This is a genomic window from Cohnella massiliensis, assembly GCF_900169535.1.
Taxonomy (GTDB): Bacteria; Bacillota; Bacilli; order Paenibacillales; family Paenibacillaceae; genus Cohnella; species Cohnella algarum.
The window spans coordinates 374,332-391,912 of record NZ_LT821259.1 but is presented as its reverse complement, the minus strand read 5'-3'; the positions used below and the strand labels follow the sequence as shown (position 1 = coordinate 391,912).

General features: G+C 56.2%; 17 protein-coding genes and 5 tRNA genes. 3 read left to right on the top strand and 19 right to left on the bottom strand.

Annotated features, from left to right (window positions below; genetic code table 11):
• Positions 1–37: 37 nt before the first annotated feature.
• The 8 genes from B7E11_RS15685 to B7E11_RS15655 all read right to left on the bottom strand — a co-directional run bounded on the left by B7E11_RS15685 (position 38) and on the right by B7E11_RS15655 (position 5,621).
• The gene (locus B7E11_RS15685; protein ID WP_080836287.1) at positions 38–1,426 is read right to left on the bottom strand and encodes a ComF family protein; all 1,389 of its coding nucleotides are present in this window, start codon (positions 1,424–1,426) and stop codon (positions 38–40) included.
• An 18-nt stretch (positions 1,427–1,444) separates the two neighbouring features.
• Positions 1,445–2,353, bottom strand: a complete 909-nt coding sequence (locus B7E11_RS15680; protein ID WP_176220782.1) for a DNA-processing protein DprA — start codon at positions 2,351–2,353, stop codon at positions 1,445–1,447.
• A gap of 142 nt (positions 2,354–2,495) precedes the next feature.
• Positions 2,496–3,326: an SDR family NAD(P)-dependent oxidoreductase gene (locus B7E11_RS15675; RefSeq protein ID WP_205428406.1), complete on the bottom strand. Its 831-nt coding sequence runs from the start codon at positions 3,324–3,326 to the stop codon at positions 2,496–2,498.
• 437 nt (positions 3,327–3,763) lie between these two features.
• On the bottom strand, positions 3,764–4,384 hold the full coding sequence (locus B7E11_RS15670) for a GNAT family acetyltransferase (protein ID WP_080836282.1): 621 nt from the start codon (positions 4,382–4,384) through the stop codon (positions 3,764–3,766).
• Complete coding sequence (locus B7E11_RS29620; RefSeq protein WP_176220781.1) at positions 4,384–4,560, bottom strand: hypothetical protein; 177 nt, start codon at positions 4,558–4,560, stop codon at positions 4,384–4,386. Before B7E11_RS29620 ends, B7E11_RS15670 begins: the two co-directional genes overlap by 1 nt.
• Before the next feature lie 761 nt (positions 4,561–5,321).
• A tRNA-Leu gene (locus B7E11_RS15665) sits at positions 5,322–5,407 on the bottom strand.
• 60 nt (positions 5,408–5,467) lie between these two features.
• Positions 5,468–5,543, bottom strand: a tRNA-Lys gene (locus B7E11_RS15660).
• A gap of 3 nt (positions 5,544–5,546) precedes the next feature.
• A tRNA-Glu gene (locus B7E11_RS15655) sits at positions 5,547–5,621 on the bottom strand.
• 146 nt (positions 5,622–5,767) lie between these two features.
• Between B7E11_RS15655 and corA the strand changes: the two genes are divergently transcribed.
• Positions 5,768–6,709, top strand: coding sequence for a magnesium/cobalt transporter CorA (gene corA, locus B7E11_RS15650; RefSeq protein WP_080836280.1), 942 nt, complete (start codon positions 5,768–5,770; stop codon positions 6,707–6,709).
• Positions 6,710–7,111: 402 nt separating this feature from the next.
• On the opposite strand, the gene B7E11_RS15645 is transcribed toward corA, so the two are convergent.
• The 3 genes from B7E11_RS15645 to B7E11_RS15635 form a co-directional block, all read right to left on the bottom strand.
• Positions 7,112–7,200: transfer RNA gene (locus tag B7E11_RS15645), tRNA-Ser, on the bottom strand.
• A gap of 3 nt (positions 7,201–7,203) precedes the next feature.
• A tRNA-Asn gene (locus B7E11_RS15640) sits at positions 7,204–7,279 on the bottom strand.
• Positions 7,280–7,328: 49 nt separating this feature from the next.
• Positions 7,329–7,832 carry a SprT family protein gene (locus tag B7E11_RS15635; protein WP_080836278.1) on the bottom strand — a complete coding sequence of 168 codons (504 nt, stop codon included), beginning with the start codon at positions 7,830–7,832 and terminating at the stop codon, positions 7,329–7,331.
• Positions 7,833–7,979: 147 nt separating this feature from the next.
• Here B7E11_RS15635 and B7E11_RS15630 point away from each other — a divergent pair, with 147 nt between their 5' ends.
• Complete coding sequence (locus B7E11_RS15630) at positions 7,980–8,336, top strand: hydrolase/acyltransferase (protein ID WP_080836276.1); 357 nt, start codon at positions 7,980–7,982, stop codon at positions 8,334–8,336.
• A 162-nt stretch (positions 8,337–8,498) separates the two neighbouring features.
• The gene (cmpA, locus tag B7E11_RS29040) at positions 8,499–8,642 is read left to right on the top strand and encodes a cortex morphogenetic protein CmpA (protein WP_139787221.1); all 144 of its coding nucleotides are present in this window, start codon (positions 8,499–8,501) and stop codon (positions 8,640–8,642) included.
• Between the two features lie 176 nt (positions 8,643–8,818).
• Here the strand turns inward: cmpA and B7E11_RS15625 are convergent, their stop codons facing one another.
• The 8 genes from B7E11_RS15625 to B7E11_RS15590 all read right to left on the bottom strand — a co-directional run bounded on the left by B7E11_RS15625 (position 8,819) and on the right by B7E11_RS15590 (position 17,540).
• Positions 8,819–11,008: a Tex family protein gene (locus B7E11_RS15625; protein WP_080836275.1), complete on the bottom strand. Its 2,190-nt coding sequence runs from the start codon at positions 11,006–11,008 to the stop codon at positions 8,819–8,821.
• A gap of 67 nt (positions 11,009–11,075) precedes the next feature.
• Positions 11,076–11,684, bottom strand: a complete 609-nt coding sequence (locus B7E11_RS15620; protein WP_080836273.1) for a TetR/AcrR family transcriptional regulator — start codon at positions 11,682–11,684, stop codon at positions 11,076–11,078.
• A 75-nt stretch (positions 11,685–11,759) separates the two neighbouring features.
• Complete coding sequence (locus B7E11_RS15615) at positions 11,760–12,908, bottom strand: YhgE/Pip domain-containing protein (RefSeq protein WP_080836271.1); 1,149 nt, start codon at positions 12,906–12,908, stop codon at positions 11,760–11,762.
• Between the two features lie 148 nt (positions 12,909–13,056).
• A complete protein-coding gene (locus B7E11_RS15610) occupies positions 13,057–13,407 on the bottom strand; it encodes a type II toxin-antitoxin system PemK/MazF family toxin (RefSeq protein ID WP_080836270.1) in 351 nt (116 codons plus the stop codon).
• Between the two features lie 4 nt (positions 13,408–13,411).
• Positions 13,412–13,693: a CopG family ribbon-helix-helix protein gene (locus tag B7E11_RS15605; RefSeq protein WP_080836268.1), complete on the bottom strand. Its 282-nt coding sequence runs from the start codon at positions 13,691–13,693 to the stop codon at positions 13,412–13,414.
• 157 nt (positions 13,694–13,850) lie between these two features.
• Positions 13,851–15,029, bottom strand: coding sequence for an alanine racemase (alr, locus tag B7E11_RS15600; RefSeq protein ID WP_080836266.1), 1,179 nt, complete (start codon positions 15,027–15,029; stop codon positions 13,851–13,853).
• 179 nt (positions 15,030–15,208) lie between these two features.
• Positions 15,209–16,381: an outer membrane lipoprotein-sorting protein gene (locus tag B7E11_RS15595; RefSeq protein WP_080836264.1), complete on the bottom strand. Its 1,173-nt coding sequence runs from the start codon at positions 16,379–16,381 to the stop codon at positions 15,209–15,211.
• Positions 16,382–16,514: 133 nt separating this feature from the next.
• A complete protein-coding gene (locus B7E11_RS15590; protein WP_080836262.1) occupies positions 16,515–17,540 on the bottom strand; it encodes a peptidoglycan DD-metalloendopeptidase family protein in 1,026 nt (341 codons plus the stop codon).
• Between the last annotated feature and the right edge of the window lie 41 nt (positions 17,541–17,581).

The window sequence follows — 17,581 nt, the reverse complement described above, 5'->3', positions numbered from 1 at the left end:
TGCGGGCGGTTTTTTTCGCGCGTACGGCGCAAGGTTGTCATTTCTTTGATTTCAGGATTTCGACGATTTCCGCATATCCTTTTTTCCTTGCGATATCGAGCAGGCTGTCGCCCATAGGGTCGCGGACGTTCAAGTTGAATCCCATGCCCGCCATTTTGCGAACCGCCTTGCTTCTTCCTTCGCGAACGGCTTCAATGATCGCTTCTCTTCGCTTATTCGAATGGAACGCCTTCACCTTGTTCTCAAGCATTTCTCCCGGGAAATCGGACTCAAGCGCCGCGAACAAAACCTCGTTCGTCAACGATTCCGGACACGCGTTTATGTAATCTTTCACAATTCGATCGTGCTTCGCCATGAGAGCCTGAATCAGAGGCTCGAAATCCGCAAGGCGGGTTCCTTCGCCCATCAGCCGCCGAAACGACTGCTCGTCTCCCGTTCTCACTGCCGTCGCAAGGCGGCTTTGCCGGTCGAGCTCCCGTTCCGCGCGACGCTGCGTTTCCAGCTTCTCCTCGGCCTTTCTTTTCGCCTCTTCCTGCTTTCTCTTTTCGGCGCGCGCTTCCGCTTCTTTGGCCTTTTGCTTCACATACTCGCCGTATTCCGGGGCATACGCTTTTCTCAGCTTGCCGTTATCGAACAGATAAAATTGTTCGACCGCGCCGGCTTTGACCCTTTGGGTCAGGGGCATGCCCGCGCTTTCGGCGGTTATCGCTCCGAGCTCCAGCAATTGAGGCGGATGTTCCCCCGCGGTCGACAGAATGGCGAGCGGCAAAACGTCCGCGGCCCCGCCCTCCAGCAAACGCTTCTTGGAAGCCGACATCGTATAGCCGGTCGTAATGATGTCGTCGAGAAGCAAGATCCGTTTATTTACGATTGCGGACGAATCCGTCAGACGGATCGAGCCCGCCGAGGCCTTGCGTTCCCCGGAACCCGAAGTTTTGGACGCCTGCCCGTTTTTTTCGAGCACTTTGAAATACGGAATCGACAAGCTTTGGGAAACCTTCTCCGCAATAAGCTCGAGCGGCTGCGTCGCCCGGATTTGGCTGGCGGGGCATGTGACGATACCGTCGATTTCGCGGCGGATCCCCGTTTTCAGGATGAACCATTGAACCGCTCCCGCGAACAAAGCGGCATTGGCGTGACGATAATGGTATTTCATTTCGATTATCGCCTTGGTCAACGTATCGTTATGATGGAGTTCCCGATCGGCCGTCAACGGAAAATAATAAGATAGGGCAAACGCTTCTCCTTTTGCAAAATACGGCCCCCGGATCAGCTTCTCGATGTCCTCGGGCGGAGAAGGCGTCAACGTCCGTTCTTTCCTCTTGCCGTTCAACGCGTCCAGCGCATGGCCGACCGCCACCCCGGCCGCGGTTCCTGCGGGTCCGAATATCGTTCCGATCGCCCCGCCGATCAATTTGCCGAGCATTGCAGCGCCTCCATGTCTTCACCTAGAAGTAATATGCGCAACGAACGAATCCAGACTGCCGCGATCAAACAGAGGCACCGCTTTGCCCTGCCCGATCAGGTATCGGTTGCCGGCAGCCTTTTCGTTGGATTTTAAAAACTTTCGCGGATGGTCGAAGCAGCCCAGCCCTTTTCCCTGTTCCAGACAGAAGCCGACGGTATGCATCGTTCCTCCGGTTATGCCGGTTTCGATGACGATCAGCCCGTCCGCAAGACCGACCTGCAACCGGTCCCGTTCGACGTACATGTTGCTCTCCGGAACCGATCCGAGCTTGTACTCGCTAAGCAGGCAGCCGCTGCCGGTCTCGATTTGGCGCGCCAGTTCCCGATTTCGGAACGGATACACCATGTCGAGCCCGTGAGCCAGCACCGCCACCGTCCTGCCGCCGGCAGCAAGGCAGCCTCTATGCGCATGCTCATCGCACCCAAGCGCCAGGCCGCTAACGACGGCCAAGCCGCTGCGAGCCAAGTATTCGCCGTATTTGAACGCGATCCGGGCGCCGTACTCGGACGGCGAGCGAGTCCCCGCCACCGCCGCCGAGGCTGGAGCCTGAAGGCAGTCGATGTTCCCCTTGGCGTACAGCAGAACCGGGGGCTTGGGAATCGTTTTGAGCCTTGCCGGAAACGGCTCGTCAAAAAAACCGAGCGCCCGTATTCCGAGAGCGGCGCATTGCTCCAATTGACGGACCGCCCGCTCGCGGGCCGACGCGAGACTGCCGTAGTCCGGCGCCGGCAGTCTTTTCAGACAGCTTTTGCACGCAAGCATCGCTTCGTACAGATCGCGCAAATCGTTCACGGGACCGTCGAGCAGCCCCAGCATTTGACGCACCGTGGCCTTTCCGACCCTCGGCAGCTCCAGCAGCGTCATGATCTGAAGCGTATCCAGCATGCGTTCACCTGTTTCCTTAACCCGTCTAAGCTCTATGCGGTTTATTCTACCATGCGCGGAAACTTTTTTTCTGCGTCTCCGCACAAAAAAACGCCAAAGTTTTCTTAAACTTTTGGCGAGGATGCTGCTATCGAGAACAAGGCTAGCCGAGTCCGCACAACGCCAAACTGCGTTCGTACAGCATCTCCTGCTGCTGTATATCATAGGAAAACGGTCCCGTTTGCTTTTTCGTTTCTCTGTTGTAATAGTGCCCCGTCGCGCCTTCAAGGGAGGGATCCATAGCCAGTCTCAGCGATGGCCGCGCCCCTTTTTCCGGAGCGGACATAAACAGCTTTAAGAGCGGCCGAAGAAAGGACGGCACCATTCGCGCAGATTGAGGCGTATAGATCACCCCGGGATGAACCGCGTTGACCGTTACGGCCGTGCCTGACAGCTTGCGGGCAAGCGCGTAAGTGAACATGACGACGGCCAGCTTGGCAGCGCGATAAACGTTCATTGCGCGATAGTCGCCGGGATCGATCAATTTCTCGAAATCCAGGCTTACGGCCTGCATTTCCGAAGCCACGTTTATAATGCGGGCGGGCGAACTTTTCTTCAGCGTTTCAAGCAAAAGCTGCGTCAAAAGAAACGGCGCATAATAGTTCAACGCAAAGGTCAGCTCCATTCCCTCCGCGTTTTTCCGATAATCTTTGAAAACGCCGCCGGCATTATTGATCAGCACGTGCAGGTTGTCATGCCGGCTTAAATACTGGCTTGCCAAAGACCGGATGCCATCGCCGGCCGTCAGATCCGCCAGCAGCAATTCGACCTTCCGGTTCCCGCTGAGCCGAATGACCTCCTCTCTGGCTTCCTCCCCGCGCTTTCGGTCCCTTGCCGTCATGACGACATGCGCCCCGGATTTCGCGAGTCCGAGAGCGGTTGCCTTGCCGATTCCCGAATTCGCTCCCGTTACGAGACAGATCTTCCCGGTCATGTCCATTGCCTCCCGCCCCCTCCCGATTGAATGGCGCTCTTGCGCGGATTGCATTTGCGTGATAATCGCCAAATTCGTAATATAAATAAACTTGCCGCTGCGGTCTTTGTCCGGTATTTTGGATCATATTTCAAACATAAGGACTCGCCTGTCTTCGTCAATTGGACTAGCTGTGCAGACGTCTACGGGATCGAAAAAATGATCTTCATATGGGAAGATCAGGATTATATATATCTGCAATCTAGCATACAAGCAGTCGTCCGTTCAAGAATTGAACGCGGAAATCTGCGCTTGCCAAATTTGCTCAGTTTGTTGTTGAATACGACTGAACTAGATTTCATTTTTGACGCCGTGCGATCGAATAGTTCATTACATACCAGATACCGTCCTTTTACACGTAAAGCAAAAAAAGCAACGAGGCTTACTCTCTCGTGCTTTTATAAAATATCCTTTAATTGTTTTACCATCATGCAATATCCATTTTCTGTTTCAAACGCATCAATCAGATTAAATCCATTTGCTTTATAAAAATTAATAATTTTTTCTACGTTCTCACATTCTAGATATAATATACGACCGCCCACAATACGGTGGGCCTCAGCAATCTTTCTATAAGCAAGTTGGAGAAGATCATTACCACTACAACAATTAGCTGAGCGAGCTTCATCACTAAAATTCTTTCCTAATTGCCCCAAAAGGTAACCTTTAATAATAAAGGTACTTTGCTCAGTTTTATGCCCAATTCCCATTAAACGTTTTTGCATACTATTTGTTAGTTTGCGAAATTGTTTGTTAGGAATTGAAAGAGGTTTATTAGAAATAGAAAAATATCCGACGAGAACTGGATTAGATTTGTAAGTAGACATAACTAAATAAGTCCTAGCCAAATCCATTTTTTCGAATTGAATGGCTTTATTATGCAAAAAATATTCTACATCTTCGGCACCAGAACTATCTTGAGCTTTATAAGTGCTGAACGAAAAGAGGAGTTTTTTAATATCCTCCTCTGTTGGTATTGATCTAATCATATCATTAAGGGAAATGACATTTAAGGACATTATTTCCCTTTCAAAAAGCCTTCCATAATTCTTTGTATTTTTTCAGTCCGCACGACATCATTAACCGTCAGCTTGATTTCATGATCCACTCTTTTGGATTTTTCAATCGCATCGGCCAATTTCGAACTGGACTTCTGATTAAATTTGAACTCTGAAGTAAAGCTTTTGGTAGCCATAAATGTTGCCACCTTTCGTCGTCAATTCCTGATCAACGCCAACACCAATATCTTACCCTAAACTTATCGGTTCGCATAGTGGTAAAAAAAATTTCACAATTCATTATATTTATTCATATTCAACGTAACTCGAGATGTTCCGGTTTTAACTTCTCTTTTCGTTAATTAAATTATCCCCATTTTCAACAATTTTGAATCAGTTTATTTCATCATAACGCGCACTCATTTTTTCTGAATTGAATCAGTTCATCAAGTAAAAGATAAAATCAGAAATTATCCGTTCAATTCTAACTTTTTATCCTCCACTTTAACATGGCATTCGTACGACAACTCAAATATAGTTTGTAAGCCGAGTTCCGAGCGTACGCCAATCGATCCATTCGATAATTCCCCCGGTTTCTCTTGCACGGTTGGCTACGCATATTTGGGGCAGTTATTGATCTTTTGCAGCCGCGAGTCGATCTCGCCCGCCCCCCACTTGATTGCAAGGGATGACCGATACGTGTAACGATGCATTAACCAAGGTGTTCAAAAGTTGGAAAGGTGGACGATAAAAGCATACCCGGGAGTCAAAAATGTATTAGTCATACAGTGGGATTTGGGGATCAATAAAATCAGATGAAGAGGGAGTGAAACTTTAGACAAGTATGTGACTAAAAATTGGCGTGTAACGGCCTCCGAAAAGCATTCCTCCTTCCGCTCCAGTAAAATGACAAAAATAAAAATCCCTTATGTATCGAGGGATTTCATCGATTTAAGTATGGTGCGGTCGGCGGGATTCGAACCCGCACGCTTTGTGGGCGCTACCCCCTCAAGATAGTGTGTCTGCCAGTTCCACCACGACCGCACGTTATAAAGTTGTTGTCGTCCGAAGCGCATGCTTTCCGCGATTCGAATCATATCGAACTGGTGAGCCATGAAGGACTCGAACCTTCGACACCCTGATTAAAAGTCAGGTGCTCTACCAACTGAGCTAATGGCTCGCATGGTGACCCGTAGGGGATTCGAACCCCTGTTACCTCCGTGAAAGGGAGGTGTCTTAACCCCTTGACCAACGGGCCGGATATCACTCGAAGCGTCCGCTTACCAGCAGCCCTTTCAGACGACAAAAATGATTATATCCGAATCCCGCGTGGATAGCAAGCCTTTTAGCCAAACTTTTTTTTGGTTATTAATATGCTACCTGATGTCAAAAGGAGGGGTCGAAATGGCGAAGATGATCTTATACGATACCCGGTCCCAATCCGCCCGGGAGACGCAGATACGCATGCCGGAAGAAGGCGAGGTGGCATGGATCCCGCTGATCGGAAAAGCGCACGGGGAAACGGAACGGATATTGACCGACGTTTTCCGCTGCCACCCGCTGCTCGTCGAGGATTGCGTCGCCAAAAACCAGCGTCCGAAGCTCGATCGGTACGAAAATCACCTGCTGCTTACCTTTTTTCATATCCGTCGCGATTTGTCCCTTGTCGAGATGGAACACGTCATCGGTCCTAACTACGTCATTACCGTCTGCGCCGACGAGGTGGACTCGATCGCGGAAGCCGCGGCCGATTTTAAACGGAACGAACTGAGGCACATGGAATTCAGCGGCGCCATCCTGTACCGGCTGCTCGACAAGTGCGTGGACGATTACATCATCGTATCGGACAAGATCGACGATAAGATCGAAAAATACGAGCAGGCCATCATCGTCAATCCCCATGTCAAAATCTCGGGCGAGGTATTCCGGTTAAAGCGCCGGCTGCACACGTTAAGACGCATCCTTTTCGACGAAAGAAACGCGATCGGCGAGCTCAGCCATCAGCGTTTCCCCTACAGCCGCAAGGAGGCGGACGTTTATTTTACCGACATCCACGATCATATTTCGCAGGTGCTCGACTCCATCGATTCGTTCCGGGATTCGCTGACCGGGCTGCTCGATTTGCAGGTGAATATGAAATCCGACCGGATGAACGAAATCATCAAAACGCTCACGATCGTCAGCTCGATTTTTTTGCCGCTTACGTTCGTCGTCGGGCTGTACGGGATGAACTTCCGGTATATGCCGGAGTTGGACTGGCCTTACGCGTATCCGCTGCTGCTCGTCATCATGATCATTATTGCAGGTTCGCTGTGGTTTTATTACAAAAAGAAAAAGTGGCTTTAAGCCGCCGGCAAGTAAAACGGTTTAGACGGGGGTTGAACTGCGAGGCGAGCGCAGGCTGCGGTAAGGTGCAGGCGGCGAGGGCTTGGGACATCTGGCGAGGGCATTCGAGGCTCGGCGGGGCTTCGTTGGATTTTGTCCAATCAAAAAACGGCTTTAACGCAAAGTTCGCTGGCTCCGTTGGATTTTGTCCAATCGAGCGAGACCGCTTTCGCCCTTTTCAGCCGAAATGGCCGTTTCTCGTTGGATAAAATCCACTCTAGCTCCGCTTCCCCCCGTTTTTAGCTCCGTCCGTTGGATAAAATCCAACACAGGCTTCATGGCTCTCTCCTTCGCAAAACGAAAAAAAGCCCGACCGGACATCCGGCCAGACCTTTATGTACGTGTCGCCAATCAAAATTACGATGGCGGAGAGAGAGGGATTCGAACCCTCGCGGCTGTTACACCCTAACGCTTTAGCAAAGCGCCCCCTTCGGCCTCTTGGGTACCTCTCCGTATGGCTCCCCGAACAGGACTCGAACCTGTGACAACTCGATTAACAGTCGAGTGCTCTACCGACTGAGCTATCAGGGAATATGATTTGATTTAGAGCGAAGCTCTCGAAGCGACATGAATTAATTTATCATGGTTCGAGGAGGAAGTCAAGCGGTTTTTCGAATGAATTTTTTTGCTCGGCTTCCACCAGCTTCAGCTTTCCCCGGCACCGCCCGCACGCGTATTTGCGCGGGTCGGTTTTGCGCTTGCGCGGATAGGTCATGCCGCACGAACGGCAAACAAGCAAATATTTGATCGGCAGGGTTCTTCGCGCCCCCGGCAGCGTTTTGCAATATAGCGTCGCGCCGACTTTGGCGAGCAGCGCTTTAAATTCCGGATCCCGATGCCGGTATCCCCGCCCCGCCAAATGCAAATGGTAATGGCAAAGCTCATGCTTGATGATGCGTTCGGTTTCCTCGCTTCCGTGCACCGCGAGCTGGCGGGGGCTGATCTCGATGTTATGGCTTTTCAAAAAGTAACGTCCACCGGTCGTCCGCAGCCTCCCGTTAAATGTCGCTTTATGCTTGAAGGGAAGCCCGAACGCGCTTAGCGACACGCTCTCCACCCAAGCTTGCAGTTCCGCGTCGGTCATGCGTTCTCCTCGTTTCCGTATCGTCTCGGGCCCGCGCGATCGAGGCGCGTCGCGACCCGCCCGTCCTGCCCAAACTACTTGAATTGTAGCCTCTTCTTGGGCTACACTGTCAAGTAGAAATTGCCCGAGGGGAGAACCGCAAACGCCATGTCCAAGATGTCCTACGTCCTGCTGCAGCGGAAAGACGGGAGCCTGCTTTTTGTCGAGATGCCGGCTTCTCACGCCTATCAATTGAGCGCATTGAATTTGCGGTTGCACAAGGAGCTGTCCAAGCTGACCGCCGACAACGTTCCCGAGCTGCCCGCAGCCGTGGCCGAATGCTCCGGTCTCGAGCTGCTGGACGAACAAACGGCCCCCGTAAGCGGCTTGCGCTATATCGACGAATTGGAGCGAACGTTCGCCGCGATTCGCGAATCGGCGTACCCGCTCGTTTCGCTGCTGACCGAAATTCGCGCCCTTCAGGCTCAACTCGAGCAATGGTACGAGGAGGAAGAGCTGCTTTGATGAAAGCGGCTTAAGCGCCCCCGAAGCCGGCAGCCCGTTGCCGGCAGCCCCGAGCCTCTGCCTTGCGACCCGTTTCGCCCGGCTCGCCGCATCGGACCTGCACGACATTTGCCCCGCTCCCATATGCTATTAACACAGCATGACGGGAGGAGGTCGGCAGCGATGCCGCAATGGCTGTGCAATCAGCTCATGCGAGCGTACCTGAAAAAGGACCGCAGGCAAATTAAAATGCTGAACGACTGCTGGTTTTTCTACCAGCGGCAAACGCCGTCGCAACAGACGACGGCCACGCGTTCCCAGCACTGAGCGTAGCGTCTTCTGCGAACGGAACCCGCTCGGAAGCCTAGCAGCGGCAAGGTCCGCCGCCCGGCGCGGGCCCCGACGATAAAGGCCGCCCGCATCCCTTGAGCGATAACTCGCGGGATGCGGGCGGCCTTTTGACCGTTGTCGGGAGAACCCGAGTGAGCGAAGTTCCCGCTCTCCTAACCGTCCAGCGGTCCTTTCATCGTCAAGCTGACCCTCCCCTTTTTCAGGTCGACGCCGAGCACCCAAACGGTGACCGTATCGCCTACGGCGACAACCTCGGTCGGGTGCTTGACGAAGCGGTTGCTGATCTGGGAAATATGGACGAGCCCGTCGTTTTTGATGCCGATATCGACGAACGCCCCGAAATCGACGACGTTCCGCACCGTTCCCTGCAGCTGCATGCCAGGCCGCAAATCCTCGATGTCGAGAACGTCGGTGTGGAAGATCGGCGGCGGCAGCTCGTCCCGCGGGTCCCGCCCCGGCCGCAGCAGGCTGTCCACGATGTCTTTCAGCGTCGGTGCCCCGACTTCGAGGCGCCGCGCCATATCCGCCAGATCGAGCCGCTGCAGCTTGGCGCGCAGTTCCTCCGAGCCGATCGCGGACGGCGGCGATTCCATCATCGCAAGCAGCCGGTCCACGACGGGATACGACTCGGGGTGGATCGGCGTCCGGTCGAGCGGGTTGGCGCCGTCCATGATTCGCAGAAAGCCGACGCACTGCTCATACGTTTTGGCGCCCAGGCGCGGCACTTTCTGAAGCTCGGCGCGGTTTGCGAACTTGCCCTTCTCTTCCCGAACCTTGACGATGTTTTTGGCGAGAGTCGCGTTGATGCCGGACACGTAGGCGAGCAGCGACGGCGAGGCCGTGTTGACGTCCACGCCCACGTGGTTGACCGCGGATTCGACGACGCTGCCGAGACTTTGCTCCAGCCGCTTCTGCGTCACGTCGTGCTGGTACTGGCCGACGCCGATCGCCTTCGGCTCGATCTTGACCAGCTCGGCGAGCGGATCCTGCAGCCTGCGGGCGATCGAGACGGCGCTTCTCTCCGCCACGTCGAGATCCGGGAATTCGTCCTGCGCGAGCTTGGACGCCGAGTACACGCTCGCCCCCGCCTCGCTGACGATCAAGTATTGCAGCCCCTGCTCCGGCATCCCCTTCATGACCGAAACGACGAATTGCTCCGTCTCCCGCGAGGCGGTCCCGTTTCCGATGACGATCAAGTTCACCCCGTATTGCTTGATCAGCCTGCGGAACAGCGCCTCGGCCTCCGCCTTCTTGTTGTGGGGAGGCGTCGGGTACGCCACCGCGACTTCCAGCAGCTTGCCCGTATCGTCGACGACCGCGAGCTTGCAGCCCGTCCGGTATGCGGGGTCGACGCCCAGGACGACCCGCCCTTTGACCGGCGCCTGGAGCAGCAGATTGCGCAGATTTTCGGAAAAGATGCCGATCGCGTGCTCTTCCGCCTTTTCCGTCAGCTCGCCGCGCAGCTCCCGCTCGATGGAAGGCGCGACGAGCCGCTTGTAGGCGTCTTCCGCGGCCGCGGCCAGATAGTCCCGGGAGACGGACGGCCCCCGCACGACGCGGCGCTCCAGCTCCGCCACGACGCGCTCGGCGGGCACCTCGACGGAAATGGCCAGCACCGACTCGCGCTCTCCGCGATTCATCGCGAGCACGCGGTGCGGCGGCAGCCGCTTGACCGGCTCCGAATATCGATAGTACATCTCGTATACCGATTCCGCCTCCGCGTCCTTGGCCTTGCTGTGCAGCACCCCGTGGTCCCAGGTGAACCGGCGCACCCATTTGCGAATGTCCGCGTCGTCGGCGATGCCTTCGGCGATAATGTCCATCGCGCCCTGAAGCGCTTCCTCCGGGGTCGCGACGCCCTTCTCTTCATCGACGTAACGGGCCGCTTCCGCCTTCGCGTCGCCCTGCCGATGCTGCGCAAGCAGCCATTGGGCCAGCGGCTCCAGCCCGCGCTCCTTGGCGACGCTGGCCCGCGTCTTGCGCTTTTGCCGGTACGGCCGGTACAAATCCTCGATCTCCTGCAGCTTGACCGCTTTTGCGATCGCGGCTTGCAGCTCCGGCGTAAGCTTTCCCTGCTCGTCGATCAGCCGAAGCACCTCGCCCTTGCGTTCCTCGAGCTGCTTCAAATACGCCCTGCGCTCCTCGACCGCCCGCAGCTGGTTTTCATCCAGCTCGCCGGTCATTTCCTTGCGGTAACGGGCGATAAACGGAATCGTGTTGCCTTCGTCCAGCAATCCCGCCACCGTCCGCACCTGAGCCGGCTTCAACCCGAGCTCTCCGGCGATCAGGGCGATCATTCGCTCCTCCGCGCCTTTTTCCGGACTTTTCGTCAGTTCGCTCATCTCCAAACAGGCCTCCTTGAAAAATACGAAAAACAAGCGCTTCCGGCCGGAAGCGCCTGCGTCATCGTCATCGTTGCGTATCCCCGTCTCCGTTAAAATGAAGTCCGCCCAACACGTAGTCGGTCAAATGATCGACAAGCTCCTGGGCCGACTGCGGGGCTTCGGTCATCAGCGGCTGGAAATAGTCGCTCTTTTTGTGAAACAGAATCGTGCCGAGAACGGACAGAAACGCATGGTCAAGCGAACGGAACCGAAAAACGCCGCAACGCCGCCCTTCCTCCAGCAAATCACGCAGCTTGCCCCAAATCGGGAACATATGCTTGCGAACGAGTTCCCTTCGCGGCGTGCCGAGCGAAATCTCCTGCTGGACGATGAGCATAAGCTCCGGTTCTCGGTAGCGGAAATGGGTCACCTGCTCGATGATGAAGCATATTCCTTCCACCGGATGAAACGACCGGTTCAGGCTCTCCAGAATCAATTCCTTCGGCAAAAAAAACTCGAAGATTGCTTCGAAAATTTTCTCTTTGCCGCCAAAGTAATACGAAATCAAGGCAACGTTCGCTCCGGCCTCCTCGGCGACTTGCCGGGTTGTCGTCCGGTCGAAGCCCTGCTGCGCGAACAGCTTCTTTGCAGCAAGCAGCAAACGCAGCTTTACGTCCTGTTCCGCCGAATCCATGAGTCCCTCCCGCTTCGATCAGGATTAAACTCTATTATGAACCAGAGCATGTGCGGGAATCAAGCGCTCCCGAAATTACGAGCGCGGCGCGACCGGAGCTTGGGCGGGGATCCGCCCCTTCTTGAGCGCGACGGCCCCGGCGCCGACGCCGGCCCCGATCGCGGCGATCAGCAGCAGAATGCCGATCGCCCGACCGGCTCCCGCGCCTCCGAACAGCACGTCCATGCCGCTTTCCACCGCATAGGTCGCCGGCAAAAATTTGCCCAGCTCCACATAGAAGTCGCCCAGCAGCTCTCTCGGCACCATCGCTCCGGACGAGACGAGCTGAATCGACAGAAGCAGGATGTTGAACAGCATGCCCGCCGGTCCGAACAAAAGCAGGAACATTTGGGTAACGAACAAAAACGACAGCAAAATGACGAACAGCAGCCCCCATAACGCGAAGAATCCTTGCTCCGCCTGGCCGCCGAGCGACAGGATAAGCGCCGCCCCGACCAGCGACACGACGATCGCGGCCGCGAGGTTCAACAGGGAGCGGGCGCCGAAACGCCGCCAGCGTCCGGCGGAAGCGGCCAACGCCATCGACGACTGCTCCAGGTTCATGCTCATGATCATCGAGCCGACAAAGGACGCCAGCACCATCATCATCGGCACCATCTGGTTGTTCATGCCCGCAACCGGATTGACCGACCGGACGTTTCCGACGACCCGCTCGGCCAAAGCGCCGGATGCCGCCGAAGCTTGCTCGGCCGGCTGCCGCGCCTGCAAAAGCATTTGCTCCACGCCTTTCCCGACGGCCGCCTTGTTCGCTTGGGCCGTCACCTGCGCGGAAATCGAAGTCATCATGCTTTTGATCAGGGCGGGATTGGATTCGTTGACCACGTATTCGATTTCCGCCTGCCGGTCCGCTGCCGCCGCGTCGGCGGAAAACGTCGCCGGGATACGGACGATCATTTGCAGCTCGCGCTTGTCCAGGCGATCCATCGCCGCGTCCATGCTTTCGAGCAGTTCGGTCTGAACCGGCAACCCGGCCCGCAATTGCGAAACGGCGTCTCCCATTAACGCGTCTTCGTTGACGATGCCGACATGCAGCCGGTCCATCCGGTCGGTTACGCCTTCGTATCCCGTCATCCAGACGATCGAAAAAATCAACTGAAACATAAGGGCGGTCGCGATGCCAACCCACGTTGTCGGCCGTTTCATAAATAGCTTTATCGTTTTCATTTCTCCTCCACCTGTCTCTCTAGTTCTAATCACTTGTTCTAATCACTTGTTTTAATCGTTTGTTTAACATACGGCACAAACAGCCCGCCTGTCAACCTTTGCCGTGAAAAAACAAGGCGATAACCGCTTTCTCCGGTTGCCGCCTGGTTTAAAAATCGATCAGTCCGACGCTGATTTGCAGGGCGTCGTCCACTTTGCGCATCATTTCTTCGTCCAAGTGCGTAATTTTATCGGTGAGCCGCTGCTTGTCGATCGTGCGGATCTGCTCAAGCAGAACGACGGAATCCCGTTCCATACCGTGCAATTTCGAATCGATCTCGACATGCGTCGGGAGCTTCGCCTTCTGGATTTGGGCCGTGATGGCCGCTACGATTACGGTCGGACTGAAACGGTTGCCGATATCGTTCTGAATGACGAGCACGGGGCGCACGCCGCCCTGCTCCGAACCGACAACCGGAGACAAATCCGCATAGAATACATCCCCGCGCTTGACGATCAATGGGCTACACCCCGCTTACGAGACGTTCGAGCGTGCTTTCGGCGTCTTCTTCCGCTTGGAAAGCTTCCGATGCTATGTTCAGGTTGATTTTGGCCATTTCCAGGTAACCGCGCTGCATGGAGTCGCGAATCAAACGTTTCTTCCGCTCCACCAGATATTGCTTCATCGCCTGCCGAATCACTTCGCTGCGGTTGGAATTTTCCTTTGCCACCACAAAGTCCACTTCTCTTAGAAGATGATCCGGCAAACTGATCATGATTCTCTTCGTATTATGCGCATTGGCCACCGAACAAGCACCTCCAAAGATTTTCCAGCCCTCAATAATTTCCAGTATGTCGGTCCCAGGTAAGAAATATACGGGTCGAAGCCAACATTGTATCATTCGCTTTCCGGCGCGCTTTTCCTGCCGGCGAGGAGCATAAAACGAATATTTTGCTCCCGGGCTACGCCAGCGGGTTGACGACTTCCGCGATCCTTCCGCCGCGCACGTAGACGCGGGGAACGCGGGCGGCGATCATGCAAGTGATTTCATAGTTGATCGTGCCGAGCAGAGAGGCGACTTCTTCGGCCGTGATCGTCTCGCCGCCCTGCCGCCCGATGAGCACGACCTCTTCTCCCGGCTCGAACCCGGCCGATCCGTCCCGCGCGGCGTCGTCCAGCCGGATCATGCACTGATCCATGCAGATCGTGCCGAGCACCGGCACCCTTCTTCCGCGAAGCAGCGCCTCGGCTTTGCCCGACAGCATCCGGCTGTAGCCGTCCGCATACCCGATCGGCAGCGTTCCGATCGTTTCCGTGCCGGTCGTCACGTAGCGGGCCCCGTAGCTGATGCCTTCGCCGGCGGAAACGGTCTTCACGTGCACGAGCTGCGTTTTGAGCGTCATGACCGGTTCCAGCCGAACCCGCTCCTGCCGGACCTCCGCGCTCGGATACAAGCCGTACATGCCGATTCCGAGCCGCAGCATGCCTCCGATATGATCCGGCAAATCGATGCCGGCGGCGGTGTTGCCCGCGTGAATGATGCTCAGCGGCAGCCCGCTGCGCCGGACGTAATCGACGACGGTCGCGAACCGTTCGGCTTGCATGAGCGAATGGGATTTGTCGCTCTCGTCCGCCTTCGCGAAGTGGGTGAACATGCCCTCGACTTCCAGCTGCGGAAGCGCGCACGCCCGCTCCAGGAAACGCTCGGCCGCCCGTCCCGGAAGCACGCCGAGACGCCCCATGCCGGAGTCGATCTTCACGTGCGCCTTCAGCTTGGGGCCTTGCGCCGGCAGCTTCTCGATCGCGGATAAGCTGTCGTCCCGATACAATGTAACCGTAATTCCTTGTTCCCTCGCAAGCGCGAGTCCTTCCGGCGGCGTATACCCGAGCACCAGCACCGGGGCCGTTATTCCCGCCCTTCGGAGCTGCAGCGCTTCGTCCAGAAAGGCGACGCCGAGATAATCCGCGCCCGCCGCCAGGGCTCCCCTGGCCGTCTCGACCGCTCCGTGTCCGTAGGCATTCGCCTTCACCGAGGCGAGCAGCCTTGTGCGGGACGGCAGCCGGCTTCGGAACGCCTTCACGTTATGCTCCAGCGCATCCAAAGAAATTTCCGCCGCCGTCGGCCGAAAAAAAGTATCCACGAAAGCCCGTCACCTACTTTATTCTGTCAAAGCCAGCTTTAAACCTAATAAAGTAATGTTACCGGGAGACCGCAGTACTGTCAACGAATGAACGGCTTCCAACGTTTACCTGGTGCCGATCCCGGAGGGCCGGCGGATACGCGAAGAGCCGGACGCGTTATGCCGGCTCTTCGTTTTCCTTATTTTCCCGACGAATCGACCATCGATTGCGCGATTTGGACCATGTTTTCTTCCGGAAGATCCGCCGTCGTCAGCCGGTAATCCATTCCGTCGTATGTCCATGTCAGCGTCTTCGTGTCGCCCGTCGTCAGATGCCCCATCGTAAAGCCCATATCGAGCGCGATGCCTTCGCTCGTCGTCGCGGCCGTCTCTTTCGCTACCGTCTCCATGATGGTAAAATCGTAAGTTCCGGTATAGCGGAGCACGACGCCGATGCTTCCGTCCGCGAGATCGACCTCGAAGACGTCCTTCTGCTCCACGCCCTCGGGCAAATAGTCCGGATCCGGCTCGACCGTCACCGGAGCCTCCTCGGGAAGGCCCGCTCCCGGCTCCCCGGCCGTCTCTTCGCCGCCCTCGATCGCCCCGCCGGTCGGCTCGTCGGGCGCCGTGCCCGGCTCCGCCGACGGTTCGCCTTCCGCGCCTTGGCCGTCGTCAGCCCCGTTTACGGCGTCGCCGTCTTCTTGCGCTCCCGTTTCGCCGCCAGGCTGACCGGCGTTCGGCGCCGCCATATTTTGCTGCATATCGAATGCGGAGCTTTCGAATTTTTTGCCGAACGTGAAGCTGTCGAACTTCACTTCGACCATCAAATTGGCGTTCGTATCCGTCACTTCCACATGGCGCGGGGCGTAATCGGATTTGGACAGCCAAATTTTTTGCCGCGCGAACGAGCCGTTGTTATAGTTGCTCGCCATGACGTCGAACACGTAGGCGTCTTTGTCGGACGCGAACTGCCGCGAATTGTCGAGAACGATGCTCTGAACGAGCGTCTGGTACAAGTAGACCTGGCCTTGATTTTCCGGCCAGTCGCTCTGGAACCGGTAGCTTTTGTTCAGGCTCGGCGTCAGCACGAATACGCCATCGTCGTTGCGGAGCACGATTTGGGTAATGTCCTTTTTGGCGTTGGTCAGCGCGATGCGATAGTAGGACGGCTTCTGGTACCAAACTTCGACCTTGTACTCCTGCGGCTGCTGGCCGGTATGCAAAATCATGGTGCCGCTTCCTTCGTAGCTTTCCATTTTTCCGATGACCTTGTCCAAATCCTTTACGACCGTGTCCGCGTTTTTGCTCCCGCAAGCGGCCAGCAATCCGGCCAACAGAGCAACGACGACGATCAACGGGATCCGACGACGCATGCAATCCACCCCTCTGCACAGTTGGTTAATCCATGGTTCATTCTTATGAGGGGACTTGACCTAATATGCAGACGAGTTCCGGCTTGTTCGAAAGACGAGCTTGCAGCCGGGAACCGCGGATCCCGCCGAATCGTTACGAAGGCCGGACCGTCTCGCCCTGGACGGGACGGAGGCCGTCCTCCCAGCGAACCCGCAGCGCTTTGCCGGCAAACAGGTCCGGGCCGTCCGATAGTTGAAAATGCAAATGCGGCTCGGTCGAATTGCCGGAATTGCCGCCGAGGCCGATCGTTTCTCCTTTGGTCACGGCATCGCCGACCTTCACCGTCGCGGATCCTTTTTTCAAATGCGCCAAATAGCTGTATTCCCCGTTTCCGTGATCGATGACGACCATATTGCCGGCGGGCTGGTCTTCGTTCACGGTCCCGACCGGCTCGTTGTCCGCGATATCGTTCACGACTTGAACGACCGTGCCGTCCCGGGGCGCGACGATTTCCCGTCCGAACGCGTAATAGCTTTCGTTGCGCGCCGGATCGCCTTCGTACGAAAACCCGTCCTTGACCCGGATGAGATCGTACGCGTAGCGCTGGCTTTCGAACTCGTAGTGGTAATTCAGCAGGACGTTGTCGCCGCCCCAAAACACGAACCAGTCCTCTTTGACCGGCAACCCGTATTCGAGCTTCGTTTCCGCCTTGTCGGTTTCCGGGAAGGTTTTGGCGTCGAGGAGCCTTAAACCCGAAATGCGGCCTTCCCCGTCCATAATGACGGTAAGCCCCCTGTCGCCGTCCCTCTCTTTCCAGGCCGCGTATTGGCTGCCGTTAAGCTTCAGGACGGACTGCGGCTCCCATTCGCCAAGTCCCTCGCTGAACCCCTGCACCGTCTCGCTGAAGTCGGAAAGCGAAATCTCCTTTTGAAAGTCCTCGGTAAATTGCCCGTAAACGTTCGCGTAGTCCCCGTCCAGCAGCGCTTGTCCGATTTGTTCGGCTTCGTAGCGCGTCGCGGGGGGCGCCTCCGTCCCGGACGAGGGGGAGGCCTGTTCCGGGGAAGCGCTTGCCTCCTGCGTTCCTTCGGCCTTGGTTCCCGCCGGTTCCTCTCCTCCTCCGCCGCCGCACCCCGTCAAGACGACCATCGCCAGCACCAATGCCAAACCTTGCACTCTCATCTCTCTCCACGCCTTTCCTTCGTTTGGTCTCTTTCATCTTA

Coding starts and splice junctions, on each gene's coding strand:
- B7E11_RS15620 (WP_080836273.1), bottom strand. CDS start 11,684: ATGGATTCGGCGGAACAGGACGTAAAGCTGCGTTTGCTGCTTGCTGCA.
- B7E11_RS15625 (WP_080836275.1), bottom strand. CDS start 11,008: ATGAGCGAACTGACGAAAAGTCCGGAAAAAGGCGCGGAGGAGCGAATG.
- B7E11_RS15635 (WP_080836278.1), bottom strand. CDS start 7,832: ATGACCGACGCGGAACTGCAAGCTTGGGTGGAGAGCGTGTCGCTAAGC.
- B7E11_RS15680 (WP_176220782.1), bottom strand. CDS start 2,353: ATGCTGGATACGCTTCAGATCATGACGCTGCTGGAGCTGCCGAGGGTC.
- B7E11_RS15590 (WP_080836262.1), bottom strand. CDS start 17,540: ATGAGAGTGCAAGGTTTGGCATTGGTGCTGGCGATGGTCGTCTTGACG.
- B7E11_RS15685 (WP_080836287.1), bottom strand. CDS start 1,426: ATGCTCGGCAAATTGATCGGCGGGGCGATCGGAACGATATTCGGACCC.
- B7E11_RS15670 (WP_080836282.1), bottom strand. CDS start 4,384: ATGTCCTTAAATGTCATTTCCCTTAATGATATGATTAGATCAATACCA.
- B7E11_RS29620 (WP_176220781.1), bottom strand. CDS start 4,560: ATGGCTACCAAAAGCTTTACTTCAGAGTTCAAATTTAATCAGAAGTCC.
- cmpA (WP_139787221.1), top strand. CDS start 8,499: ATGCCGCAATGGCTGTGCAATCAGCTCATGCGAGCGTACCTGAAAAAG.
- B7E11_RS15675 (WP_205428406.1), bottom strand. CDS start 3,326: ATGACCGGGAAGATCTGTCTCGTAACGGGAGCGAATTCGGGAATCGGC.
- B7E11_RS15615 (WP_080836271.1), bottom strand. CDS start 12,908: ATGAAAACGATAAAGCTATTTATGAAACGGCCGACAACGTGGGTTGGC.
- corA (WP_080836280.1), top strand. CDS start 5,768: ATGGCGAAGATGATCTTATACGATACCCGGTCCCAATCCGCCCGGGAG.
- B7E11_RS15630 (WP_080836276.1), top strand. CDS start 7,980: ATGTCCAAGATGTCCTACGTCCTGCTGCAGCGGAAAGACGGGAGCCTG.
- B7E11_RS15595 (WP_080836264.1), bottom strand. CDS start 16,381: ATGCGTCGTCGGATCCCGTTGATCGTCGTCGTTGCTCTGTTGGCCGGA.